The organism is Kocuria turfanensis (assembly GCF_001580365.1).
In the GTDB taxonomy this organism is placed as follows: Bacteria; Actinomycetota; Actinomycetes; order Actinomycetales; family Micrococcaceae; genus Kocuria; species Kocuria turfanensis.
Genome location: NZ_CP014480.1, coordinates 1,419,763 through 1,444,482 on the forward strand (window position 1 = coordinate 1,419,763; position 24,720 = coordinate 1,444,482).

Sequence of the window (24,720 nt, forward strand, 5' to 3'; positions counted from 1 at the left end):
GGGTCCTTTCGGGATGGGTGGAGCGGAGGGAGGCGGCGTGATCCGCATCGATCGGTGGGCGGTGCTTCGGGTGGAGCGGGCTCCCGCGGACGGGGGCGCGCGGCTCCGTGCGCGGCGGGTCATCGGAACACCTCCGGGACGAGGCCCATCACGACCGGCAGCACGCCCCAGCAGACGAAGGCCGGCAGGGAGCACAGCCCCAGCGGCAGCACGAGCTGCACGGACAGCACCTCCGCGGCGCGCTCGGCCCGCCGGTAGGCGGCCCGGCGCACCTGGGAGGCCTGGGACCGCAGGCTCCGCGCCGAGGGCGCCCCGGAGGTCGCCGTGAACGCGAGGGCCGCGCGGTAGTCCTCCAGGTGCGCCGGCAGCTCGCCGGCCGCGGCCCAGGCGGTGGCCCACGGCAGACCCAGCCTCAGCCCGGCGCCCACCCCGGCCAGGGCGCTGCCGGGCGCGTGCCCCCGGCTGCCGCCCAGCACGGCCACGGCCTCTCCGAGCGGCAGTCCGGCGTCCAGCATGGCCGCGGTCAGCTCCACGAGGACCCCGGCGGAGACGTGCGCCGCGGGAGCCCGGCGGAAGTCCGGGGCCGGACCGGAGGACGCCGTCAGGCGCGCCCGGTGCGGCAGGAGCGCCACGGCCGCGGCCGCGAGCAGGAGCAGCCCGGCGGCGGCGGCGATCAGGGCCGTCATCGCGCACCCACGGCCTCGGCCCGGGCGATCAGCGCTCGCGTCCAGGCACGGCCGAGGACGGTGAGGACCGCGCCGGCGACGAGCGCGGCCACGCCCCACGGCGTGGTGAACAGCGTGCGCAGCGGGTCGACGCCCATCAGCATGCCCAGGGCGATCCCGAGCACCGGCAGCCAGGACAGGATCCGGACGGTCGACCGAGGGCCCGCCAGTGCCGTGCTCCGGGCCGCCTCGGCGTCCAGCTCGGCCTCGAGGGCGTCGGCGAGGCCGCCGAGCAGCTCAGCCAGCGGTGCGCCGGTGCGCTCGGAGACCTCCCAGCACAGGGTCAGCTCGGCCGTGGCCGAGGCCGCCCACCGCTCCAGGGGCCGGTGGCCGAGCGCCGGGGAGGGAACGGCGGCGAGCGCGTCCGCGGTGCCCAGGCCCAGGCGGGCGGCGGCCGCCACGGCGGCGCACAGCTGCTCCACGTGCCGGGCGGTGGGTGTGCGCGACCGGTGGCCGGCTCCACCGGCGGCGCCCTCGAAGGCCGTCGCCGGCGACCGTCCCGCCTGCAGCAGCGCCGCGAGCCGGCGCAGCAGCGCGACCCACTCGGCCGCCTCCGCGGCGGCGTCCCGGGACAGACGGGACCGCCACGCCGGCGCCCGTGTCCCACCCGGGTCCCGCCGCGCGGCCGCGCGGACCCGGTGGAGCGGTCCGCCCAGCAGCGCCGCGGAGCAGCCCGCCAGGCACAGGGCGAGGACCAGCAGCGCGTTCACGGGGTGCTCCGTGAGGTGGCCGGCGCCGGGGCGAGGGCGCGGTCCAGCAGGGCGCACAGTCCCGCCCAGCCCGGTGCGCGGCGCAGCCGGCCGTCGGCCTGGACGGCGGCGGGCACCGTGGCGAGGGATCCGGCGCGCTCCTCCAGCAGGGAGACCGCGCGGACCTCGCGGCGCCCGCCCGCGCGGGCGACGTGGACGACGAGGTCCAGGGCGCTCACGGCCTGCAGCGTGACCGCCTCCCGGCTCATCCCGGCGAGCGCGCCCAGGGCCGCGAGCCGAGCGGGCAGCGCCTCGGCGGAGTTGGCGTGGACCGTGCCCGCTCCCGTGTGCCCCGTGTTGAGCGCGGTGAGGAGCTCGCGCACCTCGGCCCCGCGGCACTCCCCCACCACGAGCCGGTCCGGTCGCATGCGCAGCGCCTGGCGGACGAGCTCGGCCAGGTCGATGCCTCCGGCGCCCTCGGCGTTGGCGTGCCGGGCCTGGAGCCCGACCACGTGGGGATGCTCGGGGCGCAGCTCGGCGGCGTCCTCGATCAGCACGATCCGCTCGTGCTGCGGCGCCCGGGACAGCAGGGCGTTGAGCACGGTGGTCTTCCCCGCCCCGGTGGCCCCGCTGACCAGGAAGTTCGCTCCGGACTGCACCGCCCCGGCGAGCAGCTCGGCGGTGTCCGGGTGGACGGTGCCCACGTCCACGAGGTCCTGCAGGGACAGGGTCCGGTGGCTCCGGAAGCGCACGGAGAGCAGGGTCCCTCCGGTGGAGACGGGCGGCAGGACGGCGTGCACCCGGTACCCGGCGGCGGTCTGGACGTCGGCGCACGGGTGGGCGGCGTCGAGCCGGCGCCCGGCGGCGGTCACCAGCCGCACGGCCAGGGCCCGCACCTCGGCGTCGGAGCGGAACGGGGACGCGACCCGCCGCACCCCGGCCTCGGTCTCCAGCCACACCTGGTCGGGTCCGTTGACGTAGACGTCGGTGAGTCCCCGGTGCGGCAGCAGGGGTTCCAGCGGGCCGAGCCCAGTGAGCTCGGCCCGCACCACCTGCACCGCGTGCAGGGTGCCGGCCGCACCGAGCACCCGGCCGCCGGCGCGCACGGCCTCGGCGATGTCGGCGTCGGTGACCGGGCCCGGGGCGGACAGCAGCCGGTCCCGCACGTCCTCCAGCAGCGCGTCCGGCAGCTCGGGCGGGGAGGTGCTCACCGGAGCGCTCCCACGGCCCCGAGCAGCCCGGCCACGTCCCGGCCGAGCCGACGGGAGCGGCCGGCCTCGAGGAGGCGGCCGGTCTCGGCGGCCTCGGGCACACCGCCGCAGAAGCGCACGGATCCCGCGACCGGCAGGCCGGTCGTGGCGGCGGCGAGGGCGTCGTCCACGTCGGCCACGTTGAGCCCGGCCGGCACCAGGCGGGCCGGGACACCGGCCAGCAGGTCCGCGGCCCACCGGGCCGCCAGCATGCCGCGCACCGTGCGGGGCGCCGGCACGAGGACCTCGTCGCACAGGACGGCCGTGTCCGCCGCCGCCGGGCCGGCCCGGCCCAGGTCCACGACGACGAGCTCCGCGGCCCGGCGCAGGGCCTCCAGCACGGGCGCGTAGGGCGCGGGCGCGCCGTCGGGCCGGGAGCGGTCCCAGGACAGCCACCGCAGCCGGCCGGTACGGGCGAGGGCCGGCCACAGCTGCTCGGCGTGCACGGTCCCGGCGATGCGCTGCAGGTCCGGCCAGCGCAGCCCGTCCCGGTCCTCGAGGCCGAGCAGGACGTCGATGCCGCACCCCTCGCGGTCCGCGTCCACGAGCACGGCCGTGCGCTCCTCCTGGGCGGCCCGGTCCGCGAGCCAGCACGCCAGGGTGGAGGCGCCCGCCCCGCCCACCGCGCCCAGCACGCCCACGACGTGCCCCGTCCCGCCCGGGCCGGGTCCGCCCGCGCTCCGCGCGCAGAGCAGGTCGGCGAGCCAGCCGGCGGCGTCCGGCAGCACCGCGACGGTGCAGCCGCCGAGCTCGGCGGCCCGGTCCCACAGCCCGGTGTCCTCGGGCCGGCCCACCAGCACGGTGCCGGGCCGGACCCGGCCCCGCACCGCGTGGTGCACGTCCACCAGCTCGGTGTCGGCGAGCGGCGCCCGCGCGGGAGAGCTCGGATCGGCGGGCTCGGCCAGCAGCTCGGCGCCGGCCGCGGCGCAGACGCGTCCGACCGTGGCGCGCAGGGCGGGGTCGTCGCTGACGAGGCGGACCGTGCGGGCCCGGGCGGCGGCGGCGCCCGGCGTCCGGGCCGGGGCGGGGCGGTGGGCGGCGGTGCTCATGGGCCCACTCTCGGTCCGGGCGGCCGGGCGCCGACCGGGCCGGGCGGGAGGTGTGGACGGGCCGCCGGGCACGGAGCGGCGCGGGCGCGTGTGCAGTCCGGGCACCGGCCTACGGTGACGGACCCGTGCAGGACAATGGCCTGATGCACATCGTGGTGGGAGCAGCGGAGGAGGGACGGGCCGGGCACCGTGCCGTGGTGGTGACCGGCGGGTCGGCCGGCGCCGCCGTGGACGTGCCCGCCGGGGAGCTGGCCGCGTTCGTCGCCGAGCGGGAGGCGTCCGCCCACCGGGCCGGGGACACCGCCCCGCGCTGGACGTGGGAGCGCACCGGAGCGGTCTATCCCGAGCTGCTGGCCGCGGGAGCGCGGGTCGAACGGTGCCACGACCTGCGGCTGTGCCAGGCGATCCTCGCCACGGCCGCGACCGCGCACGGCTCCGGGGCGCAGGGTCCCCTCCCCTACGCTCCCGTCCTGCCGGCCCTGCCGGAGGACGAGGCGCCCGGCCTGCTCCCGCCGCCGCGGCCGGCGCAGGACCAGTCGAGCCTGTTCGAGCTGCCGCGCGCCGCCGGGCCGGGGGTGGACGAGCTCGTGGGCGAGCTGCTCGCCCAGCTCGCCGCCGTGGCCGGCGCGGCGGACCCCCGCCGGCTGACCCTCCTGCTGGCGGCGGAGTCCCAGGGGGCGCTGATCGCCGCGGAGATGCAGCACGCCGGGGTGCCCTGGCGCGAGGACGTCCACCGTGCCCTGCTGGAGGAGGCGCTCGGGCCCGAGCCGGCCCCCGGGGAGCGGCCGGAGCGGATGGAGCGGACCGTCCGGCGGCTGCGGGAGGTGCTGCACGCGCCCGGGCTGAACCCGGACTCCCCGCAGGAGCTGCTCAAGGCCATGCGCGCGGCGGGCATCGACGTGACCAGCACCCGGCAGTGGGAGCTCGTCGAGTGGGCCCGGGCCGTGCCCGACCTGGCCGTGCGGCGCCAGGCGCTGATCGAGCCGATCCTGGAGCACAAGAAGCAGGCCCGGCTGCTCAGCGCCAACGGCTGGCACTGGCTGGACAGCTGGGTGCGGGAGGGCCGTTTCCGGCCCGAGTACGTGGTGGGCGGTGTGGTCACCGGGCGGTGGTCGGCCCGCGGCGGTGGCGCCCTGCAGATCCCGCACGTGGTGCGCGACGCCGTGCGGGCGGATCCGGGACGGGTGCTCGTGGTCGCCGACGCCGCCCAGCTGGAGCCGCGCGTCCTCGCGGCCCTCGCCCACGACGACGCCCTGGCCGCCGCCTCCCACGGCCGTGACCTGTACCAGGCCATCGCGGACCTCGGCGAGGAGCGCGGGTCGGAGCTGACCGAGCGCCCGCAGGCGAAGGTGGCCATGCTGGGGGCCATGTACGGGGCCACCACCGGGCAGTCCGGGCGGCTCATGCCGCACCTGGCCCGGATGTTCCCGCGGGCCGTGGACTACGTGGAGCGGGCGGCCCGCGTCGGGGAGACCGGGGGGCAGGTGTGCACGCACCTGGGCCGCTGGTCGCCCCGGCCGGGGCCGGACTGGGACGCGGCCCAGCGCGACACCGCGACGGCGGAGGCCGAGCGGCGCGCCGGGGCGATGGCCCGCGGCCAGGGCCGGTTCACCCGCAACTTCGTGGTGCAGGGCACCGCGGCGGAGTGGGCGATGTGCTGGATGGGCGCCATCCGCTCCGCCCTGGTGCGGGAGGGATTCGACGCCGAGCTCGTCTTCTTCCTGCACGACGAGATCGTGCTGCACTGCGCCCAGGAGGACGCCGAGCGCGCGGCCGAGCTGGTCCGGGGATGCGCCGAGCAGGCGGGGCGGATGGTGTTCGGCCGGATCCCGGTGGAGTTCCCCGTCAGCGTGGCCGTGGTGGAGTCCTACGCGGACGCCAAGTGAGCGGCCCGGTGGCGGACCGCGCCGGGACCTGCGGGCCGGGACTCGGGCCGCCGGCCCCGCCCCGGCACCGGGCCCAGCACAGGGCCCTGCCCCGGCCTGGGCGCAACGCTCAGCACGGGCCCCGGCACAGGCTCCGCGACAGGCCCCGCCACCGGCGCCGGGGTCAGCACAGGTCCCGGTACGGGGCTCCCGTCACGTGCCGGCTCCACTCGTTCTCGGTGATCCGGTCGCCGCGGCCGGCGCAGACCGCGGCGACCGCGTCCTCGGCCTCCACCAGCCAGCTGCGCACCACGCCGTCGTCGCCGGTGGCGACCAGCCGGTCGCCGACGAAGCGCACGTCGTTCATCCGGTCCCCGGAGGCGGACAGGGCCGCGTAGACGCGCAGGTCAGCGGCGCCGACGTCCCAGATCCACACGAACTTGTCCCCGGAGGCGCCCGCCAGCCGGGTGCCGTCCGGGGAGAACTGCAGTCCCTTGACCGAGGACAGGGCGTCGGAGGTCTCGCCCAGGGGGTGGGGCTCGGACGGGTCCGCGACGTCCCACAGACGCACCCGCCCGCCCTCGGTCCCCACGGCCAGGACGTCGGCCACCGGGGAGAACACTGCCGAGGTCACGACCGAGTCCAGGGTGAGCTCCGCGGTCCGGCGGGGCGCGGCGGGATCCGAGACGTCCCACAGCTGCACGTTCCTGGAGTCGTCCGCCGCCGCGAACACCGTGCCCGAGGCGTTGAACCGCGCCGCCTCCGTCCCGGCCACCGGGATCGTGGCCACGCGCCGGACCCCTCCGCCGGCGTCCCGGCGCAGGAGGGCGATCTCGGTGCCGACCTCGGACCACGCCGCGATCGTGGAGCCGTCCGCCGTCACGTCGGCGCCCGTGACGCCCATGTCCAGGGCCGCGGCCCGCGCCGGCTCCTGCGGGCGCCCGTCCTCGAGGGGCCAGAGCAGGACGTCCCCGTCCTCGGTGCCACCGGCCACGAACGAGGCGTCGGGCGCCACGGCGCCGGCGTACCAGAGGGTCTCCCCGGGCGGGGCCTCCGGCGAGGGCAGCGGAACGGGCACCTCCCCGGTGAGGTCGAACAGGGAGACGACGCCCTCGCCGATGCCCACGGCGCTGAGCACCGTGGCCGAGCGGTCGGTGGAGAGCTGGTACACCGGTTCCCCGCGCCGGTGGATCACCGGTCCCTCCAGGTCCCACGAGCGGGTGGTGCCGTCCTGTGAGGCGGTGATCAGCCGCTCCCCCACCCGCAGCGCCCCCGTCACCCGCGCGGCGGTGGGGAAGACCTCGACGCGCGCGAGGTCGGGCAGCCGGTGCACGTAGGCGTTCTGGTCGTAGCTCGCGGCCACGAGCTGCTGCCCGTCCGGGGAGAAGCTGACGTCGCTGACCCAGCTGCCGAAGTCGCGGACGGTCCCGGCCTCGGCCAGCCGGTCGCCCTCGACGTCGTAGAGCCGCAGCTCGCGCGCGCTCAGCCCCACGGCCAGGCGGGCGCCGTCGTCGTCGAGGGCCAGGGATCGGACGGTCCGGCTGGTGGGCACCGGGTCGAGGCGCTCGGTGTCCCGGCCGTCGGTGGCGTACCGGACGATGCCCGCGGAGCTGCCGCCGGCGTAGACGGTGCCGTCGGCGGCCGCGGCGACGGCCAGGACGTCGGCGTCCTCGCCCAGGGGCAGCCGCGGCAGCGCCTGCGGGGACCGGGGGTCCTCGAGCGACCAGCGCAGCACCTCGCCCCGGCCCCCGGCCAGCAGCTGCCGCCCGCCGGGCGAGAACACCACCGCGTTGAACGGCGTCCCGGTGTCCACCTCCAGGCCGGCGACCCGCCGCACGGGCCGGTCCGTGACGTCCCACACGCTGACGTGGCCGGTCCCGGAGACCGCCGCGAGCACCCTGCCGTCCCGCTCGACGAGGTCGACGTCGGCCAGGCCCCGCTCCTCGCCCTCGAGGACCACGACGTCCTCCCGGTCCTCGACCAGGCTCTGGAAGTCCCGCCACACGGACAGGCGGCCGTCCCCGGCCGCGCGCGCCACCACCAAGCCGTCGTCCAGCGCCGCGAGCCGGGACGCGCCGTCCGGGCCCAGCCAGCGCTCCGGGGAGCTCACCGCGGTCGCGTCGATGAGCGCGGAGGTGCCCTCCCGGGTGGGCGCCATCCGGTACGCCGCGAGACTGAGCTGCGCGGCCAGGTTCGGCGACTCCCCCCGGATCCGGGAGGCCTCCAGCGCCGTCTGGCGGGACAGGGCCTGGTCACGGGCCATCTCCGCGTCGGCCTGGAAGCGCTCCGCCCGGATCCCGAGGGCGCCCGCGACCACGGCGGCGCAGACCGCCAGGGCCAGCAGGACGAGCGCCACGTGGCCGCGCCGCTCGATCTCCCGGGCCGTGCGCTTCTGCCGCTCGAGGGCGTCGTCGTAGTGCCGCTCGCTCTCCGCCAGGTACTCGCGCTCGGCCGGGCTGAGCAGCACCTGCTGCTGCGGGTCACCGGTCCAGTCCCGGAAGGAGGCCAGCTGGCCCAGCGGGATCAGCGCGAGGGGATCGCGGTCGTTGGCCAGCCACATCTGGGTGGCGCGCTGCAGCTGCTGCCGGACGTAGAGGTCGCGCCGGCCGTCCTCGATCCAGCGGCTGAGCCGGGACCAGTGGTCGAGCAGGGACTCGTGGCTGAGCTGGACCTCGTCCCGGTCCACGGTCAGCAGCCGGGCGCGGGCGAAGTGCTCCACCACGGCGGGACCGCCCTCGGGCAGCTCCTCGCGCGGCATCGGGGTGCGCACGACGGTGGCGGAGGAGCCGGTGCCCACCACGCGCACCAGGCGCAGGAAGATGGCCCGGGCGAGGTCCCGCTCGCCGGGCTCCAGCGCGTCGTAGACCTCCTCGGCCCGGCGGTCCACGGCTTCCGTGATGCCGCCCGCGGCGTGGTAGTCGGCCACGGTGAGCTCGCGGGCGCGGGCGTGCTCCCACGTGCCCAGCAGGGCCTGGGAGAGCAGGGGCAGCAGCCCCACCCCGATCTCCGCGCCGCGGGGGGCCACGTCGCGCAGGATCACCTCGACCAGGTCCGGGGAGACGCGGGCGCCGACCGCCTCGGCGGGGCCGACGACGATCTGCTGCAGCTGCTCGCGGGTCAGCGCGCCGAGCAGCACGGGGCGCTCCAGGGCGGCGCGCAGCTCGGCGTGGCTGCTGGCCGGCCCGAAGAAGTCCGCGCGCAGACCCACCACGACCACCCGGTCCCGGCTCGCGGCGGCGAGCCGGTCCAGGAACCGCCCGGGCTGCTCGGCGTCCCGGGTGCCGGTCCACAGCTCCTCCAGCTGGTCGACGACGAGCAGGTCCGGGTCCGCCTCGATCGCGTCGTCGAGCCGGCGCCCGGGGTCCAGGCCCGGTGTGGTCGCCAGGGCGCTCCACCCGTGCAGCGGCTGGCCCTCGGCGCGCAGCCGGCCGAGCAGGCCGGCGCCCAGCAGGGAGGACTTGCCCGCGCCCGAGGCGGCCACGACGGCGAGGATGCGGGGCCCGTCGGCGCCGGCCAGCCGCGTCACCCGCTCCCCGAGCTCGGCGACCTCCGCGGTCCGCCCGAAGAAGTGCGCCTCGTCCTCGGCGCGGTAGGAGCGCAGGCCCACGTACGGGGTGGTCGCCGGCTGGACGGGCGTGCGGGAGCGGTTGACGTCCTCCCACCACAGCTCCGCCGGGCGCTCCTCGGTCAGCCCGAGGGCGTCCAGGAGGGCCGTGAACTCCTCGCGCAGGGCCGGGCCGGGCAGGTGCGCCCCGCTGAGCCAGCCCTGGATGGTGCTGGCGGGCAGGCGGCAGGCCGCGGCGAGCGCGCGCACCGACAGGCCGCGGCGGCGGCGTGCGGCGCTGAGCTGCTCGGCGAGCCGTGGCCGGTCGGCGCCGGGTCGGGGCGAGGCCACCGGGAGCCTCCTCGGGGGATCGTGGGCACGGGGGGACCCTGGCATCGTAAGTCGGCTTGCCGGGGCTCCGGCAATGTTGCGCCCGCAGGTGCGCGATGTCCCCGGGACCTGCTACAGCGGTGCCGGCAGGACCCGGCCGGTGTCCCACGGCACGGCCCAGCCGAGGGCGGTGAGCACCCGGTCCAGGAGCACGCCGGTGAACCCCCAGACGGTCACCTGGGAGTCGGTGCCGGCCACGGGCACCGCGAACGCCGGCGAGCGGTAGGTCTGCCGGCCGCGGGTGACGGTCGCGTAGTGCCGGTTGGCCGGGTCGATCAGGTCCAGGACCGGGACGCGGAAGACCAGGGAGGACTCGGCGTGGTCGACGACGTCCACGGGCGAGACGTCCTGCCACCAGCCGAGCACCGGGGTGACGAGGTGGTTGGAGACCGGCAGCGGCACCGGGGCGAGGGCCCCGAGCACCTCCACGCCCCGCGGGTCGAGCCCGGTCTCCTCCTCGGCCTCGCGCAGGGCGGCGCGCACATGGGCGCCGCTCACCCGGCCGCCGGGCACGGAGACCAGCTCGTGCGGGTCCCCGTCCTCGGGGTCGAGGCGGCCGCCGGGGAAGGCGACCTGTCCCGGGTGGGAGCGCAGGGTCGCGGCGCGCTGGACGAGCAGGACGTCGAGGTCGCGCCCCACCCCCTCCGCGTGCGCGGGGCTGCGGGAGGGCAGGTCGTCGAGCGCCCCGAAGAGGATGAGCACCGCGGAGCGCCGGTAGTTCTCGTCGATGCGCCCGATCCGCCACGGCTCGCGGTCCTCCATCCGCAGGCTGTGGCCGCTGCGGGCCACCCGCAGCAGGTCCTGATAGGCGTGGCCCACCGGCGCTCCCCCGACGTCCTCGGCGGCGCTCACGAGCTCAGCGGCCAGCCGTCGGCCTGCAGCTGCGCCCGGGTGCGGCCGGCGAGGAACTGCTCCAGCAGCTCCTCGCGGCCGGGGGCGAACTCGTACTTGAGCAGCGACGCCGCCTCGGCGGCGTCCGTGGGGCCCTCGCCGTAGGACGGGCACAGGTCCGCGACGGGGCACACCCCGCACGCCGGGCGGCGGGAGTGGCAGATGCGGCGCCCGTGGTAGACGAGCCGCTGGGACAGGTCCGTCCAGTCGCGCGGCGCGAACAGCGCCGCGACGTCGCGCTCGACCTTGACCGGGTCCTCCTCCGCCGTCCAGCCGAAGCGGCGGGCCAGCCGGCCGAAGTGGGTGTCCACGGTGATCCCGGGGACCCCGAAGGCGTTGCCCAGGACCACGTTCGCGGTCTTGCGGCCCACGCCGGGCAGGGTGACCAGGTCCTCCAGCCGGCCGGGCACCTCGCCGTCGTACTCGTCGACGATCTTCTGCGCCAGGTTCTGGATCGCGCGGGTCTTGGCCCGGTAGAAGCCCAGGGGCCGCACGATCTCCTGGACCTCGGCCTCGTCCGCCTCGGCGAGCGCCCGCGGCGTCGGGCAGGCGGCGAACAGCCGCGGGGTGGTCGCGTTCACGCGCACGTCCGTGGTCTGCGCGGAGAGCACCGTGGCCACGAGCAGCTCGTAGGGCGAGCGGAAGTCCAGCTCGGCGACCGCGTAGGGGTAGGCCCCGGCGAGGACCGCGTTGATCCGCCGGGCCCGGCGCTTGAGCGCCAGCGGGGACTCCGGCGTCCCGGTGCGGCGGCGGCGCGCGGCGCCGGCCCGCGCCTTCGCGGGGTCCACGACGCGCAGGTGGGCGGGCGGGCGGGGCACGGCGGGTGGGACCATCCCTCGATTCTAGGCCGGTCCGAGGGGCCCGGTTCCGTGACTCCGCGCGGCGGGGCGTCTGTGGAACCGGGTGGGGCGATCGTCTAGGGTGACACTGACACTATGTGAGCCGCGACACGGGCGTCCGGGGGCACCGGGGGTCCGTGCGGGGTGCGCCACGAGAAGGGAAGACCACATGGCTTCGGACACCACGCCCGCCGAGACCCAGACCTTTGCCCCCAGCCCGGAGTTCACCGCCCAGGCCAACGCCGGCGCCGAGCTCTACGACCAGGCCGAGGCCGAGGGCGTCGACTTCTGGGCCCGTCAGGCCCGCGAGCTCCTGACCTGGAACAAGGACTTCACCGAGGTCCTCGACTGGTCCAACCCCCCGTTCGCCAAGTGGTTCCAGGACGGCACCCTCAACGCCTGCTACAACGCCGTGGACCGGCACGTGGAGGCCGGCAACGGGGACCGCGTGGCCATCCACTTCGAGGGCGAGCCGGGCGACAGCCGCAGCTACACCTACGCGCAGCTCAAGGACGAGGTGTCGAAGGCCGCCAACGCGATGGAGGGCCTGGGCGTGGTCAAGGGCGACCGCGTGGCCCTGTACCTGCCGATGATCGCCGAGGCCGTCATCTCGATGCTGGCCTGCGCGCGCATCGGCGCGATCCACTCCGTGGTCTTCGGCGGCTTCTCCGCGGACGCCCTGCGCTCCCGCGTCGAGGACGGGCAGGCGAAGCTGGTGGTCACCGCGGACGGATCCTTCCGCCGCGGCAAGCCCTCCATGCTCAAGCCCGCCGTCGACGAGGCCCTCTCCGAGGGCGCGTCCTCCGTGGAGCACGTCCTCGTGGTGCGCCGCAACGAGGCCGAGGTCGAGATGACCGAGGGCCGGGACGTGTGGTGGCACGACGCCGTGGGCTCCGCCTCGACCGAGCACACCCCGGCCGAGCAGGGCGCCGAGGACCCGCTGTTCGTGCTCTACACCTCGGGCACCACCGGCAAGCCCAAGGGCATCATGCACACCACGGGCGGCTACCTCACGCAGGGCGCGTTCACGCACAAGTACGTCTTCGACCTCAAGCCGGAGACGGACGTCTACTGGTGCACCGCCGACGTCGGGTGGGTCACCGGCCACTCCTACGTGGCCTACGCGCCCCTGGTCAACGGCTCCACGCAGGTCATCTACGAGGGCACCCCGGACTCCCCGCACCGCGGCCGGTTCTGGGAGATCGTGCAGAAGTACGGGGTGACCATCATGTACACCTCCCCCACCGCGATCCGCACCATGATGAAGTGGGGCGAGGAGATCCCGGGCGAGTACGACCTCTCGTCGCTGCGCGTGCTCGGCACCGTGGGCGAGGCCATCAACCCGGAGGCGTGGACCTGGTTCCACCGGGTCATCGGCGGCGGGCGATGCCCGATCGTGGACACCTGGTGGCAGACCGAGACCGGCGCCATCATGATCTCCCAGCTGCCCGGCGTGACCGTGGCCAAGCCGGGCTCGGCGCAGGTGCCGATGCCCGGCATCAAGGTGGACGTGGTGGACGACAACGGGCAGCCGGTGCCCAACGGGACCTCCGGGTTCCTCGTGCTGCGCGAGCCGTGGCCGTCGATGCTGCGCACCATCTGGGGCGACGACGACCGCTACGTGGACACCTACTGGTCCCGGTTCGGGGACATGTACTTCGCCGGTGACGGCGCCAAGCGCGACGAGGACGGGGACGTCTGGATCCTCGGCCGGGTCGACGACGTCATGAACGTCTCCGGGCACCGCCTCTCCACCCCCGAGATCGAGTCCGCGCTCGTCTCCCACCCCTCCGTGGCGGAGGCCGCGGTGGTGGGCGCCACGGACGAGACCACCGGGCAGGCCGTGATCGCCTTCGTGATCCTCTCCGACCAGGCCGACGCCGAGGGCCGGGACAAGGCGGAGCTCGCCGAGGAGATGCGCGCCCACGTGGGCAAGGAGATCTCCCCGATCGCCAAGCCGAAGAAGGTCCTGATCGTGCCCGAGCTGCCGAAGACCCGCTCCGGGAAGATCATGCGCCGCCTGCTCAAGGACGTCGCCGAGGACCGGGAGGTCGGCGACGTCTCGACGCTCGCGGACCAGACGGTCATGCAGCAGATCGTGGACTCGCTGGCCAAGTAGTCCCGCACCGGACTGCCGCCCGGCAGTCCGGCACCGGACCGCGGCGCCCCCTCGCACCTGCCGCGCGAGGGGGCGCCGCCACGTCCGGGGACCGGTGCGCCGGGGTGAGAGGATGCGGGGCATGACCACCACGCGCAGACCGATCTACGTCCTCAACGGCCCGAACCTCAACCTGCTCGGCACCCGGCGCCCGGAGGTGTACGGCACCACGACGCTCGCGGACGTCGAGGAGGCCGTGCGCGCCCGGGCCGCGGCCGGCGGGTGGGAGGTGGAGTTCCGCCAGACCAACCACGAGGGCGTGCTGGTGGACCAGATCCACGAGGCCCGGACCGCGGGCGCGGCCATCGTCATCAACCCCGCGGCGTACACCCACACCTCGATCGCGATCCACGACGCGCTCGAGGCGGCGGAGCTGCCCGTGGTCGAGGTGCACCTGTCCAACGTGCACCGGCGCGAGCCGTTCCGGCACACCTCCTACGTGTCCCTGCAGGCGGACGCGGTGATCGCCGGTGCGGGCGCCCTCGGCTACGAGCTGGCCGTCGAGCACCTGCTGCGCACCCTGGAGTCCTAGTCCCTCAGGCCGCGCACGTGCCCGGCACGAGCGCCTCGGTCCGGCCCGCGGCCTGGTCCAGGGCGCCGCGCAGCTCGGCCAGGGTGAGGGCGTAGCCGACCTGCCCCTCGAGGGCCTTGGCGAAGACCACCCCGACCACCGTCCCGTCCTGGGCCACCAGCGGCCCGCCCGAGTTGCCCTGCTGCACCTCACCGGCCAGCTGGATGATCTCCATGGTCGCGGGGGCCGCGCCGTCACCGGGCACCGGGGCCAGGGCGGCGCCCTGCACGGTGGCGGGCCCCACGGCGAAGGGCCCGCCCAGGGGGTAGCCCATGAACGCGACGAGGTCCCCCGGCGCGGGATCCTGCCCGAGCGCCAGGCCCGGCACCTGCAGGCTCGGGGCGGAGAGCACGGCGAGGTCCGCGTCCGGGTCGTAGTGCACGACCGAGGCGGTGTGCACCTGCCCGTCCCGGGTCTGCACGACGGGCTCGGCGACCCCGGCGACGACGTGGGCGTTGGTCACCACCTGACCGGCGGCCGTGGCGAACCCGGAACCGGTCTGGTTCTGCCGGCACTCGTCCGCGGTGCCGTACACCTTCAGCACGGACTCCCCGGCCTGCTCCTGCGCCGGCGTCGCCGCGCCCTCCGCGGGGGCCTCCGCCGCCGGGAACAGCAGGGCGTCCAGCTGCCGGATCCCGGTGGCCCCGCCCACGGCGTCCCGGGCCTCGGTCACCACCTCGCGGACCGGGGCGGGGGTGCGCTCCTCGATGGTGCGCAGCACCGCGGAGGAGGCGACCTGCTGGGACACCGAGGGGATGCCGAGCTGGCCCACGAGCGAGGCGAGCAGCGAGAGCACCAGCGCGGCAACGGTGACGTCCAGGGCCGCCCCGGCGATCCGGTTCAGCAGCCCCAGGCGCATCCGCTCCGTCACCGCGGACAGGGCGCGCCCGAGCATCCCGCCGAGCATCTGGCCCGCGATCAGCAGCACGAGCACCGTGGCCAGCACGGCGCCCACCCGGTACTGGGCGTCGACCTGCGCGCTGACCCACGGCGCGGCGGTGAACGCCGCCACGCCGCCGAGCACGAGGCCCGCCAGCGAGAACAGGGAGTTGAAGAACCCGCGGCTGAACCCGTAGAAGAGATAGCCCAGCAGCACCACGACCAGCAGGACGTCGAGCAGGTTGAAGGACGGAGACATCGGGTTCCTCTGGATGTTCTGGAGGGCCGGGGCCCGGGAGCGAGCCACCAGCATAGGGACCCCGGCTGTGAGATTCGTAGGGCCGGCCTGTCCCCGCCCCCGGCCCGCCACGCCCGTCCTTGGGAATCGCGCGCCGGAGACACTACAGTGAACGTCAGGTACGTTAGGTCGCTCACACGCAGGTGCGGGCGACTCCCGCTGACATCGGCCGCCGCGGGCCACGGCTCGACGGCGGCGTTACTCTGAGGAGAACCATGGATATCGACGTCCTCCGCCGCGCTCCCCTGTTCGCGTCCCTGGACGACCAGGCGTTCGCCGCCCTGACCGAGGAGCTCACCGAGGTCGACCTCTCGCGCGGCTCCACGCTCTTCCACGAGGGCGATCCGGGCGACCAGCTGTACTTCATCGTCTCGGGCAAGATCAAGCTCGGGCGCACCGCCGCGGACGGACGCGAGAGCCTCGTGGCCATCATGGGCCCGGGCGAGCTGTTCGGCGAGATGGCCCTGTTCGACCCGAGCCCGCGCTCCACGTCCGCCACCGCCGTGTCCGAGACGCGCCTGGCCGGGCTCAAGCACGAGAACCTCAAGAAGGTCATCGAGCGCTCCCCGGACGTGTCCGCGCAGCTGCTCCAGGCCCTGGCCCGCCGGCTGCGGCGCACCAACGAGAGCCTCGCCGACCTCGTCTTCTCGGACGTGCCCGGCCGCGTGGCCAAGGCCCTCCTGGACCTGGCCGACCGCTTCGGCCGCCCCGCCACGGACGGCATCCTCGTGGCGCACGAGCTGACGCAGGAGGAGCTGGCCCAGCTCGTGGGCGCCTCCCGGGAGACCGTCAACAAGGCACTGGCCGAGTTCGTCCAGCGCGGTTGGATCCGGCTGGAGGCCCGCGCCGTGGTGATCCTGGACCTGCAGCGGCTCAAGCAGCGCAGCCGCTGAGCCCACCGGGCCGTGTCCGTTCCGGCCGTCGTGCCGGGGGCTCAGGACCAGTCGAGGCGCAGCACCGGGCGGCCGTCCCGGACCTCGAGCACCGGGTTGCGGGTCACGACGGCCCGCTTCCGGGCGAGGAAGGCGATGGCCGAGGAGCACTCGGCGACCGACTCCAGCACGCACTGGACCCCGGGCGAGGACAGGTCCCCGACCGTGCGGCCCACGGTGTCCTCCTGGCCCACCAGGTCCCCGAGCCGGCTGCCCACCGGGTCGGAGACGACCTCGGCGGCCTCCACCCACCGGCCCCAGACGCCCTTGGACTGCAGCGGGACGGGGACCTGCCCGTCGGGGACCACCGCGGTGAAGTAGTGGATGTCGTAGCGGCGGTGGGCGAAGTCGGAGGTGACCCAGTGCGCCAGGGGCCGCAGCAGGTCCGTGCGCAGCACGAGCCGGCGGCGTCCGAGCACCTGGGCCAGGGACACGTCCCCCACCGCCAGGGCCTCGCGTGAGCTCATCCACTCGGCGCCCTCCGCGGACTCCACCGTGCTCATCGGGTCCGCACCGGCCAGCAGCACGCCGGCCTCCTCGAACGCGTGGCGCGCCGCGGCGACCACGGCGCGCCGGGCGCGGCTGACGTCCCCGTCCATGCCCAGCCGGCGCGCCCACTCCGTGGGCACGGGGCCGGCCCAGTCCAGGGGCTCGTCGTCGTGGGCCTCCACGGGCCCGCCGGGGAAGCCCACGGTGCCGAGCGGCGAGTTGCCCGGACGGTAGGTGAGATATGTCTCCACGCCGTGCTCCCCGTCGCGGACGAACACCACCGCCGAGGCCGGCGTGGGAGTGCTGCCGGGGATGCCGGAGCCGCGCTCCAGCCAGGCCTCGGCGGCCCCGCGCTGGCGCTCCGGGACCTCGAAGTACCGCACCTGCGGCGCCCGGCCCCTCCGGGGGGCGCCGCTCGGGGGCTCAGCGGAACTCTGCAACGAGCTCCACCTCGACCGGCGAGTCGAGCGGCAGGACCGCGACGCCCACCGCGGAGCGGGCGTGCACCCCGGCGTCGCCGAAGATCCGGCCCAGGAGCTCGGAGGCGCCGTTGATCACCGCGGGCTGGCCGGTGAAGTCCGGGGCGGAGGCGACGAAGCCCACGACCTTGACGATGCGCACCACCCGGTCCAGGTCCCCCACCGCGTCCTTGACCGCCGCGACGGCGTTGAGCGCGGCCCGGGCCGCGAGCTCGTGCGCCGCCTCCGGGGAGACGGTGCCGGGGGCCCCCGACGAGGAGACCTTCCCGGTCGCGGGCAGCTCGCCGCCCACGAAGGGCAGCTGGCCCGAGGTGTGCACCCAGGAACCGGTGACCACGGCGGGCACGTACGCGGCCACGGGGGCCGCGACCGCCGGCAGCTCGAGGCCGAGCTCGGCGAGACGGGCGTCGACGAGGGATGGGTTGCTCATGGATTCCTCCGAGGATCTCTGGTGCCGCGGTGCCCGGCCGTCAGCCCTTGGGGCGCTTGAAGTAGGCGATGGGGTTGGTCTGCACCGGGGCGTTCATGTTGCCCGCCGGGACGTCGGCCGGCGTGGAGCCCGGCAGCACGGTGACGAGCTCCCACCCGTCGTCGCCCCAGTTGTCGAGGATCTGCTTGGTGGCGTGGATCATGAGCGGCACGGTGGCGTATTCCCAGGTAGTCATGGCCCCAGCGTAGCCACGAACGGCGGGACGTGCTCCGCGGTGACGGCCCGTCCGCCGGTTCCGGCCGGGTTCGCACTTGTAGACTGTCCCAATGGCTTCCCGCAAGAACTCTGCCGCGCAGTCACCGTCGGCCCTGGGCAACGTCGTGGCGTTCATCGCCACCAGCATCGTTGCCGGCATCGTGGCCGCCGGTCTCCTGGTCCCGCCCGCAGCCGCCGCGGGTCTCGCCGCCAACGCCTCGATCGGGTGGTTCAAGGACCTCCCGGCCCAGATGGAGGCCGGGCCGATGTCCCGCGCGTCCACGGTCGTGGCCCGCGACGGGACCGAGATCGCCTCGTTCTACGCGCAGAACCGCACCCCCGTCCCGCTGGAGCAGATCTCCCCGCACATGGAGGACGCGATCCTGGCCATCGAGGACCGGGACTTCTACGAGCACGGCGGCGTGGACCTCGGCGGCATCGCCCGGGCGCTGGGCAACAACATCATCCGCCCGGACGCGCGCCAGGGCGCCTCGACGATCACGCAGCAGTACGTGAACAACCTGATCATCGACTCCCAGGTCCGCGCCGGCGAGGAGGCCACGACCATCGGCGCCGACAAGGGCTACGCGGACAAGATCAAGGAGATCAAGCTCGCCCTGTCCATGGAGCAGGAGCTGTCCAAGGACCAGATCCTGGAGGGCTACCTCAACATGGTGCTCTTCGGCGGGCAGAACTACGGCGTGGAGGCCGCCGCCCAGTACTACTGGGGCATCCCGGCCTCGGAGCTGAGCATCTCCCAGTCCGCGGTGCTGGCCGGCATGGTGCAGTCCCCCAACTACTACGATCCCGCCGCCAACCCCGAGGCGGCCACGGAGCGGCGCAACATCGTGCTCGACACGATGCTCAGCACCGGGGCGATCACCGAGGCGGAGCACGCCGCCGCCGCGTCCGAGCCCATCCAGCTGGACCTGCACCGCACGAACTCCGGGTGCACCGCCGCGGAGATCGCCCCCTACTTCTGCGACTACGTCCAGAACCTCATCCTGCAGGACCCGGCGTTCGGCGAGACCCCCGAGGAGCGGCTCAAGACGCTGCAGCTGGGCGGGCTCACGATCACCACCACCCTCGACGTCGAGGCCCAGCGCAGCGCCGAGGAGGCGGTCAACGAGACGCAGCCGCGCGATGACAACCCGGACAACGTCTCCACCGCGCTCGTGTCCCTCGAGCCCACCAACGGCGACATCGTGGCCATGGCGCAGAACACGTACTACTCCGGCGAGGAGGGCGACTCCAACACCACGTACAACTTCAACGTGGACCGCTCGATGGGCGGGGCCGGCGGCTTCCAGGTGGGCTCGACCTACAAGCCGCTGACCTACGCCACGTGGATCGACGCCGGCAACGGGGCCGAGGACAACCTGGACGCCACGCAGACCCGGTGGCCGGCGGACCACCGGTGGAAGGCCTCCTGCCTGGAGCGCGGCTACAAGATCGAGCCGGGCAACAACGGCGAGGGCTTCGAGATCCAGAACGCGGAGCCCGGCTACACCCGGGAGATGGAGGCCGACTTCGGCCTGTACAACTCCATCAACACCGCCATCTACGCGATGGCCGAGGACCTGGACCTGTGCCACATCGGGGAGATCTCCGAGGCCCTGGGCATCCACGACGGCAAGGCGGGCGAGCCCGTGGACACCACGGTCCTGTCCTCCCTGCTGGGCGGCTCCGTGGACATCTCCCCGATGACCATGGCCCGGGCCTACTCGGCCTTCGCCAACCGCGGCGAGATGTGCGAGCCGCGCGCCCTGGAGAAGGTCGTGGACTACACGGGCCGGGAGTACGAGATCCCCGGGACCTCCTGCGAGCAGGTCATCGACGAGGACGTCGCCGACGGCGTCAACTACGCCCTGAACCAGACCCTGATCCGCGGGTCGGGCTGGCAGCGGGACATCGACCTGCCGGGGGCCTCCGCCGCCAAGACGGGCACCACGGACAACTCGACCCAGACCTGGATGGTCGGCTACACCAAGGGCCTGGCCACCGCCTCGTGGGTCGGCAACTACGAGTTCGGCTCCCGCTCCCTCAACGGGCTGTCCATCGGCGGCAAGCGCACCGAGGGCGACGACTGGGTGGACGGCTCCACCTACGCCGGCGGCCAGTGGCAGCGCTTCATGCGCGAGGTGGCCCGGGACTACGACACCGGCAAGTTCGAGGAGCCCTCCAAGCGGGTGCTCGAGGGCCGCAACGGCACCTCGCGTCCGGGCTGACCCCGGACCGCCGGATGAGCACCGCGAACACCGCACAGACCGCCCCGGCCCTGCGCGCGGCCGCCGCCGCCGCGGGGGCCGGCGCCGCCGCGGCGGCGGGCCTCGGGGCGTGGGGCGTCGTCGTCGAGCGCCGCCGCTTCCAGCTGCGCACCGAACGGTTGCGGCTGCTGCCCGCGGGCAGCCCGCCGCTGCGCATCCTGCACCTGTCCGACCTGCACGTGTGGCCCGGGCAGCGGTCGGTGAAGGACTTCGTGCACTCGCTGGCGCAGCTGCAGCCGGACCTGGTGGTGGACACCGGGGACAACCTCTCCCACCCCGAGGCGCTGCCCTGGCTGCTGGAGATCCTGGAGCCGCTCCTGCGCTTCCCCGGCGCCTACGTCCCCGGGTCCAACTGCTACTTCGCGCCGCGGCTGAAGAACCCGTTGCGCTACCTGTGGCGGGACACCTCCGGGGAGGCCCGGGACGAGGCCCCCCGGCTGCCCACCCGGGCGATGCACGACGCCTTCGACGCCGCCGGGTGGACCCCGCTGATCAACCGCTCCGCCCGGATGGAGGTCGCCGGTCTGCGCCTGGACCTGTCCGGGGTGGACGACCCGCACCTGGGCTACGACCGGCACCCCGGCTTCGGGGCGCCCGGGACGGCGGACCTGCGCCTCGGCGTGGCCCACGCCCCCTATCTGCGGACCCTGGACCGCTTCGCCGCCGACGGCGCGGACCTGGTGCTCGCCGGCCACACGCACGGCGGACAGGTCTGCCTGCCGGGTGGGCGGGCGCTGGTGAGCAACTGCGACCTCGAACCGGAGCGCTGCAAGGGCCTGATCACCCAGGGCGGCGTCCCGGTCAACATCTCGGCGGGCCTGGGCACCTCCCGCTTCGCGCCCATCCGGCTGTTCTGCCCGCCGGAGGCCGTGCTGCTGACGCTCACCGACTGACACCCCGCCGGCCGGACCTCACCGACGGACTCCCAGCGGCCGGACCTCACCGGCCGACCCGCCACGGCGCCGGGTGATCCCGTCCCGGCCGCGGAAGTGCCCCGCCCCGCCCACCACCTGCACCTCGGCGTCCAGCCGCGCCGCGAGCGCGTCGGTCGCGGCCGGCGGCACCGTGGGGTCGTCGTCGGAGCGGAGCACCAGCCGGCGCCGCACGTGGGTGCGCACCGCGGCGACGTCCACGTCCTCGGCGAGGAACGCGTCGAGGGAGGGCTCGCTCTCGAGCGGGCCGGTGAAGCCGGCCACGAGCACGAGCCCGCCCAGCGACCAGGGCTGCGGCAGGCCGGCGAGGTGGCGCAGGATCGTGATGCAGCCCAGGCTGTGGCCGACCAGGTGGGTGTGCTCGTCGGGCTCGCCCACCGCCCGCGCCACGGCGGCCTGCCACGCCGCGGGCTCCGGGGCGGAGGGCTCGGGCAGCTCCACGAGCACGGTGCGCACGCCGTCGGCGGCCAGCGCCGCCCGCAGCCACGGGAACCAGTGCTGGTCGGGGGCGGCGTCGTAGCCGTGCACCACCACGACGGTGCGCACGTCGGGGTCCGGGACGGTCATCCGGAGATCTCGGGCACTGCCACGATGATCCGGTGGTTGGAGCGGTCGCAGAGATACATCTCCTCGGTGCCGTCGGGCACCGGTCCGCCCTCGGGCCACTGGTCCTCGGGGATCTGGCGCAGCGGTCCTCCGCAGGACGGGCAGATGGGGTCCATGGTCGTCTCCTCCAGGGTCGGGTTGCGGGCCCGGGTGCCCGTGGGGCGAGCTTCCCGCAAATCGGCGCCGGTCACAACCGCCCGCGCGCAACGGCCCGACGCGGAGGCTCCGCCCCCGCCGGTGTGGTCCTACCATGGACTGTGGCACGCACCACACCGGCTGCCCCGACTTCCCGGAGGATCCCCATGACCGTCGCCGACCACAGCCCCATCGCCGCCGAGGCACTGCTGGAGGACCTGCGGACCTGGTGCGGCCGCGACGCGGTGGTGGACTCGGAGCTCGAGCACCGGGCACTGGCCCACGACGCCTCGCACTACCTGCTGCAGCCGGCCGCGGTGGTCCGCCCCCGCTCGGCCGCGGACATGGGCAACCTCTTCCGCGCGGTGTCCCGGCACGGGCTGGGCCTGACCTTCCGCTCCGGCGGCACGTCCCTGTCCGGGCAGGCGGTGACCGACCAGGTGCTCGTGGACGTGCGCCGGAACTTCCGGGACGTCGAGGTGCTGGACGGCGGCCGGCGCGTGCGGGTGCAGCCCGGGGCCACGGTGCGCCAGGTCAACGCCCGGCTGGCGCCCCACGGGCACAAGCTGGGCCCGGACCCGGCGAGCGAGGCGGCGTGCACGATCGGCGGCGTGGTGGCGAACAACTCCTCCGGCATGGCCTGCGGGACCCGGGCCAACACGTACCGCACGCTCGAGTCCATGGTGGTCGTGCTGCCCTCCGGGACCACCGTGGACACCGCCGCCCCGGACGCGGACGCCCGCCTGCGGGCGCTGGAGCCCGCGCTGCACGAGGGGCTGCTCCGGCTGCGCGACCGGGTGCGGGCCGACCCGGCGTCGGTGCGCACGATCGAGCAGCAGTTCTCGATGAAGAACACCATGGGCTACGGCCTCAACTCGTTCCTGGACCACGACGAGCCGGTCCGCATCCTGGAGCACCTGCTGATCGGCAGCGAGGGCACGCTGGGCTTCGTGGCGCAGGCGGTCTTCCGCACGGTGCCGATCCTGCCGTTCGCCTCGACCGGGCTGCTGGTGTTCCCGGACCTCGCCTCGGCCACCCGCACGGTGCCCGCCCTCGTGGGCACGCACTCGGCCACCGTGGAGCTGCTGGACGCCAAGTCCCTGAAGGTCTCCCAGCGCACGGGCCTGGCCCCGGCGCAGATCATGGACGTCGACGTCGACGAGCACGCGGCGCTGCTCGTGGAGTACCAGGGCGCCACGCTCGAGGAGGAGCGGGAGCTCTCCGCGGCGGCCTCCGGGCTGTTCCGCTCCCTGGACCTGGCCGCACCGGCCGCCCTGACCGACGACCCCGCCGCCCGGGCCGCGCTGTGGACGGTGCGCAAGGGCCTCTACACCACGGTGGCGGGCAACCGGCCGAGCGGGTCCAACGCCCTGCTGGAGGACGTCGTGGTCCCCGTGCCCGAGCTGGGCGAGACGTGCGAGCAGCTCACCGCGCTGTTCGACGCCCACGGCTACCGGGACTCGGTGATCTTCGGCCACGCCAAGGACGGCAACGTCCACTTCATGCTCAACGAGCAGTTCGACCGCCCGGACCTGCTGGCCCGCTACGAGCGCTTCACCCAGGACATGGTCGCCCTCGTCCTGGACCACCGGGGGTCCCTGAAGGCCGAGCACGGGACCGGGCGCAACATGGCCCCGTTCGTGCGCCGCCAGTACGGCGACGAGCTCTACGACGTGATGGTCGAGCTCAAGCGGCTGGTGGACCCGGCGGGGCTGCTCAACCCCGGGGTGCTCCTCAACGAGGACCCCACGGTGTACGTGCGCGACCTCAAGACCGCGCCTCCGGTGGAGCAGGAGGTGGACCGGTGCGTGGAGTGCGGCTACTGCGAGCCGGTGTGCCCGTCCAAGGACATCACCCTCACCCCGCGCCAGCGGATCGTGGGCCGGCGGGAGATCGCCGCCGCCGAGGAGCGCGGGGACGCGGCGCTCGCCGCCCGGCTGCGCGCCGAGTACGACTACGAGGGCCTGCAGACGTGCGCGGTGGACGGGATGTGCGTGACCGCCTGCCCGGTGCTGATCAACACGGGCGACCTCGTGCGCCGGCTGCGGGCGGAGAACCACAGCAGGGTGGCGGACGCCGGCTGGGGCGTGGCCGCGAAGGCCTGGGGCGCGACGACGACGGGGGCCGCGCTCGGCCTGACCGCCGCGAAGGCCCTGCCCACCGCGCTGCCGGCCGCCGCGACCGCCGCGGCCCGGGCGGTGCTCGGCGCCGAGCACGTCCCGCAGTACAAGGACGAGCTGCCCGCGGGCGGTCCCGCCCGGCCGCGCCGGCAGGACGCGGGCGCGGAGGCGGTGTTCTTCCCCGCGTGCATCAACGCCATGTTCGGGCCCCCGGACGGCGAGGGTCTGACGGCGTCCCAGGCCTTCCTGGCGCTGTGCGACCGCGCGGGGGTGCGCGTCACCGTCCCGGAGGGCATCGGCAGCCTGTGCTGCGGCACGCCGTGGAAGTCGAAGGGCCTGCCCAGCGGCTGGGCCACGATGTCGGAGCGCACCCTCGCGGCGCTGTGGGAGGCCTCCGGGCAGGGCGCGCTGCCGGTGGTCTGCGACGCCGCGTCCTGCACCGAGGGCCTGGAGACCATGGCGGAGCTGGCGGCGGCCTCGAGCGAGTACCACGCCCTGCGGTTCGTGGACGCGGTGGAGTTCGTCGCCGACCGGGTGCTGGGGCGGCTGCGGGTGACCCGGCCCGTGGGCTCCATGGCGCTGCACCCGACCTGCTCCAGCGTGCACCTGGGCGTCACCGGGGCCTTCGAGACGATCGCGCGGGCGATCAGCGCGGACGTGGTCGTGCCGAAGGCCTGGGGCTGCTGCGCCTACGCCGGGGACCGCGGCATGCTGCACCCGGAGCTCACCGCCTCGGCCACGGCGGCCGAGGCGCGGGAGGTCAACCAGCGCCGCTTCGACGCCTACGCCTCCCTGAACCGCACGTGCGAGCAGGGCATGACGGAGGCCACCGGGCACGCCTACCGGCACGTCCTGGAGCACCTGGAGGCGGCGACCCGCTGAAGCGCCTCCCTCCTGGTTAGGTTGTGCACAATTGAGTTGAGTGCG

At 75.2% G+C, this 24,720-nt stretch carries 20 protein-coding genes; 7 read left to right on the plus strand and 13 right to left on the minus strand.

Annotation, left to right across the window (positions count from 1 at the left end; translation table 11 throughout):
• Positions 1-119: 119 nt before the first annotated feature.
• From AYX06_RS06520 to ssd, 4 genes are read right to left on the minus strand one after another with little or no spacing between them, the layout of a single operon-like run.
• Positions 120-686, minus strand: a complete 567-nt coding sequence (locus tag AYX06_RS06520) for a type II secretion system F family protein (protein WP_062735077.1) — start codon at positions 684-686, stop codon at positions 120-122.
• Positions 683-1,435: a type II secretion system F family protein gene (locus AYX06_RS06525; RefSeq protein ID WP_062735078.1), complete on the minus strand. Its 753-nt coding sequence runs from the start codon at positions 1,433-1,435 to the stop codon at positions 683-685. The genes AYX06_RS06520 and AYX06_RS06525 overlap by 4 nt, the downstream gene beginning before the upstream one ends.
• Entirely contained in the window at positions 1,432-2,625 is a 1,194-nt protein-coding gene (locus tag AYX06_RS06530) for a TadA family conjugal transfer-associated ATPase (RefSeq protein ID WP_232319409.1), read from the minus strand. The genes AYX06_RS06525 and AYX06_RS06530 overlap by 4 nt, the downstream gene beginning before the upstream one ends.
• Positions 2,622-3,713: a septum site-determining protein Ssd gene (gene ssd / locus AYX06_RS06535; protein WP_062735079.1), complete on the minus strand. Its 1,092-nt coding sequence runs from the start codon at positions 3,711-3,713 to the stop codon at positions 2,622-2,624. Before ssd ends, AYX06_RS06530 begins: the two co-directional genes overlap by 4 nt.
• Positions 3,714-3,856: 143 nt before the next feature.
• Between ssd and AYX06_RS06540 the strand changes: the two genes are divergently transcribed.
• A complete protein-coding gene (locus tag AYX06_RS06540) occupies positions 3,857-5,599 on the plus strand; it encodes a bifunctional 3'-5' exonuclease/DNA polymerase (protein WP_062735080.1) in 1,743 nt (580 codons plus the stop codon).
• Between the two features lie 163 nt (positions 5,600-5,762).
• On the opposite strand, the gene AYX06_RS06545 is transcribed toward AYX06_RS06540, so the two are convergent.
• The 3 genes from AYX06_RS06545 to nth form a co-directional block, all read right to left on the minus strand.
• On the minus strand, positions 5,763-9,473 hold the full coding sequence (locus tag AYX06_RS06545) for an nSTAND1 domain-containing NTPase (protein ID WP_062735081.1): 3,711 nt from the start codon (positions 9,471-9,473) through the stop codon (positions 5,763-5,765).
• A gap of 111 nt (positions 9,474-9,584) precedes the next feature.
• A complete protein-coding gene (locus AYX06_RS06550; protein WP_232319445.1) occupies positions 9,585-10,274 on the minus strand; it encodes an NUDIX hydrolase in 690 nt (229 codons plus the stop codon).
• 86 nt (positions 10,275-10,360) lie between these two features.
• Positions 10,361-11,236: an endonuclease III gene (gene nth / locus AYX06_RS06555; protein WP_062735082.1), complete on the minus strand. Its 876-nt coding sequence runs from the start codon at positions 11,234-11,236 to the stop codon at positions 10,361-10,363.
• Between the two features lie 175 nt (positions 11,237-11,411).
• On the opposite strand from nth, the gene acs reads away from it, so the two are divergent.
• A complete protein-coding gene (gene acs / locus AYX06_RS06560) occupies positions 11,412-13,361 on the plus strand; it encodes an acetate--CoA ligase (protein WP_147017439.1) in 1,950 nt (649 codons plus the stop codon).
• A gap of 121 nt (positions 13,362-13,482) precedes the next feature.
• On the plus strand, positions 13,483-13,932 hold the full coding sequence (gene aroQ, locus AYX06_RS06565) for a type II 3-dehydroquinate dehydratase (protein ID WP_062735083.1): 450 nt from the start codon (positions 13,483-13,485) through the stop codon (positions 13,930-13,932).
• Between the two features lie 4 nt (positions 13,933-13,936).
• On the opposite strand, the gene AYX06_RS06570 is transcribed toward aroQ, so the two are convergent.
• Positions 13,937-15,109 carry a MarP family serine protease gene (locus AYX06_RS06570; RefSeq protein WP_062735084.1) on the minus strand — a complete coding sequence of 391 codons (1,173 nt, stop codon included), beginning with the start codon at positions 15,107-15,109 and terminating at the stop codon, positions 13,937-13,939.
• A gap of 254 nt (positions 15,110-15,363) precedes the next feature.
• On the opposite strand from AYX06_RS06570, the gene AYX06_RS06575 reads away from it, so the two are divergent.
• Positions 15,364-16,041, plus strand: coding sequence for a Crp/Fnr family transcriptional regulator (locus AYX06_RS06575; RefSeq protein WP_047801914.1), 678 nt, complete (start codon positions 15,364-15,366; stop codon positions 16,039-16,041).
• Between the two features lie 41 nt (positions 16,042-16,082).
• Here AYX06_RS06575 and AYX06_RS06580 read toward each other — a convergent pair whose 3' ends face one another.
• The 3 genes from AYX06_RS06580 to AYX06_RS06590 are packed head-to-tail and all read right to left on the minus strand — an operon-like array spanning position 16,083 to position 17,713.
• On the minus strand, positions 16,083-16,952 hold the full coding sequence (locus AYX06_RS06580) for an NUDIX hydrolase (RefSeq protein ID WP_062735085.1): 870 nt from the start codon (positions 16,950-16,952) through the stop codon (positions 16,083-16,085).
• Between the two features lie 40 nt (positions 16,953-16,992).
• Positions 16,993-17,478 (minus strand): RidA family protein, encoded by a 486-nt coding sequence (locus tag AYX06_RS06585; RefSeq protein ID WP_062735086.1) that lies wholly within the window; start codon positions 17,476-17,478, stop codon positions 16,993-16,995.
• Positions 17,479-17,518: 40 nt separating this feature from the next.
• Positions 17,519-17,713, minus strand: a complete 195-nt coding sequence (locus AYX06_RS06590) for a hypothetical protein (protein ID WP_062735087.1) — start codon at positions 17,711-17,713, stop codon at positions 17,519-17,521.
• A 91-nt stretch (positions 17,714-17,804) separates the two neighbouring features.
• On the opposite strand from AYX06_RS06590, the gene AYX06_RS06595 reads away from it, so the two are divergent.
• Positions 17,805-19,961 carry a transglycosylase domain-containing protein gene (locus AYX06_RS06595; protein WP_062735088.1) on the plus strand — a complete coding sequence of 719 codons (2,157 nt, stop codon included), beginning with the start codon at positions 17,805-17,807 and terminating at the stop codon, positions 19,959-19,961.
• Positions 19,962-19,975: 14 nt separating this feature from the next.
• Entirely contained in the window at positions 19,976-20,893 is a 918-nt protein-coding gene (locus tag AYX06_RS06600) for a metallophosphoesterase (protein WP_062735089.1), read from the plus strand.
• A gap of 18 nt (positions 20,894-20,911) precedes the next feature.
• On the opposite strand, the gene AYX06_RS06605 is transcribed toward AYX06_RS06600, so the two are convergent.
• On the minus strand, positions 20,912-21,499 hold the full coding sequence (locus AYX06_RS06605) for an RBBP9/YdeN family alpha/beta hydrolase (RefSeq protein WP_062735090.1): 588 nt from the start codon (positions 21,497-21,499) through the stop codon (positions 20,912-20,914).
• Complete coding sequence (locus AYX06_RS20170) at positions 21,496-21,654, minus strand: hypothetical protein (RefSeq protein WP_170301020.1); 159 nt, start codon at positions 21,652-21,654, stop codon at positions 21,496-21,498. The genes AYX06_RS06605 and AYX06_RS20170 overlap by 4 nt, the downstream gene beginning before the upstream one ends.
• Before the next feature lie 186 nt (positions 21,655-21,840).
• Here AYX06_RS20170 and AYX06_RS06610 point away from each other — a divergent pair, with 186 nt between their 5' ends.
• Positions 21,841-24,675 (plus strand): FAD-binding and (Fe-S)-binding domain-containing protein, encoded by a 2,835-nt coding sequence (locus tag AYX06_RS06610; RefSeq protein ID WP_062735091.1) that lies wholly within the window; start codon positions 21,841-21,843, stop codon positions 24,673-24,675.
• Positions 24,676-24,720: the final 45 nt, after the last annotated feature.

Excerpts from the sequence above, each read along its gene's own strand:
- ssd (WP_062735079.1), bottom strand. The coding sequence starts at position 3,713 with ATGAGCACCGCCGCCCACCGCCCCGCCCCGGCCCGGACGCCGGGCGCC.
- acs (WP_147017439.1), top strand. The coding sequence starts at position 11,412 with ATGGCTTCGGACACCACGCCCGCCGAGACCCAGACCTTTGCCCCCAGC.
- AYX06_RS06605 (WP_062735090.1), bottom strand. The coding sequence starts at position 21,499 with ATGACCGTCCCGGACCCCGACGTGCGCACCGTCGTGGTGGTGCACGGC.
- AYX06_RS06590 (WP_062735087.1), bottom strand. The coding sequence starts at position 17,713 with ATGACTACCTGGGAATACGCCACCGTGCCGCTCATGATCCACGCCACC.
- AYX06_RS06570 (WP_062735084.1), bottom strand. The coding sequence starts at position 15,109 with ATGTCTCCGTCCTTCAACCTGCTCGACGTCCTGCTGGTCGTGGTGCTG.
- AYX06_RS06595 (WP_062735088.1), top strand. The coding sequence starts at position 17,805 with ATGGCTTCCCGCAAGAACTCTGCCGCGCAGTCACCGTCGGCCCTGGGC.
- AYX06_RS06575 (WP_047801914.1), top strand. The coding sequence starts at position 15,364 with ATGGATATCGACGTCCTCCGCCGCGCTCCCCTGTTCGCGTCCCTGGAC.
- AYX06_RS06520 (WP_062735077.1), bottom strand. The coding sequence starts at position 686 with ATGACGGCCCTGATCGCCGCCGCCGCCGGGCTGCTCCTGCTCGCGGCC.
- AYX06_RS06600 (WP_062735089.1), top strand. The coding sequence starts at position 19,976 with ATGAGCACCGCGAACACCGCACAGACCGCCCCGGCCCTGCGCGCGGCC.
- nth (WP_062735082.1), bottom strand. The coding sequence starts at position 11,236 with ATGGTCCCACCCGCCGTGCCCCGCCCGCCCGCCCACCTGCGCGTCGTG.
- AYX06_RS06550 (WP_232319445.1), bottom strand. The coding sequence starts at position 10,274 with ATGGAGGACCGCGAGCCGTGGCGGATCGGGCGCATCGACGAGAACTAC.
- AYX06_RS20170 (WP_170301020.1), bottom strand. The coding sequence starts at position 21,654 with ATGGACCCCATCTGCCCGTCCTGCGGAGGACCGCTGCGCCAGATCCCC.
- AYX06_RS06610 (WP_062735091.1), top strand. The coding sequence starts at position 21,841 with ATGACCGTCGCCGACCACAGCCCCATCGCCGCCGAGGCACTGCTGGAG.
- aroQ (WP_062735083.1), top strand. The coding sequence starts at position 13,483 with ATGACCACCACGCGCAGACCGATCTACGTCCTCAACGGCCCGAACCTC.
- AYX06_RS06540 (WP_062735080.1), top strand. The coding sequence starts at position 3,857 with ATGCACATCGTGGTGGGAGCAGCGGAGGAGGGACGGGCCGGGCACCGT.
- AYX06_RS06585 (WP_062735086.1), bottom strand. The coding sequence starts at position 17,478 with ATGAGCAACCCATCCCTCGTCGACGCCCGTCTCGCCGAGCTCGGCCTC.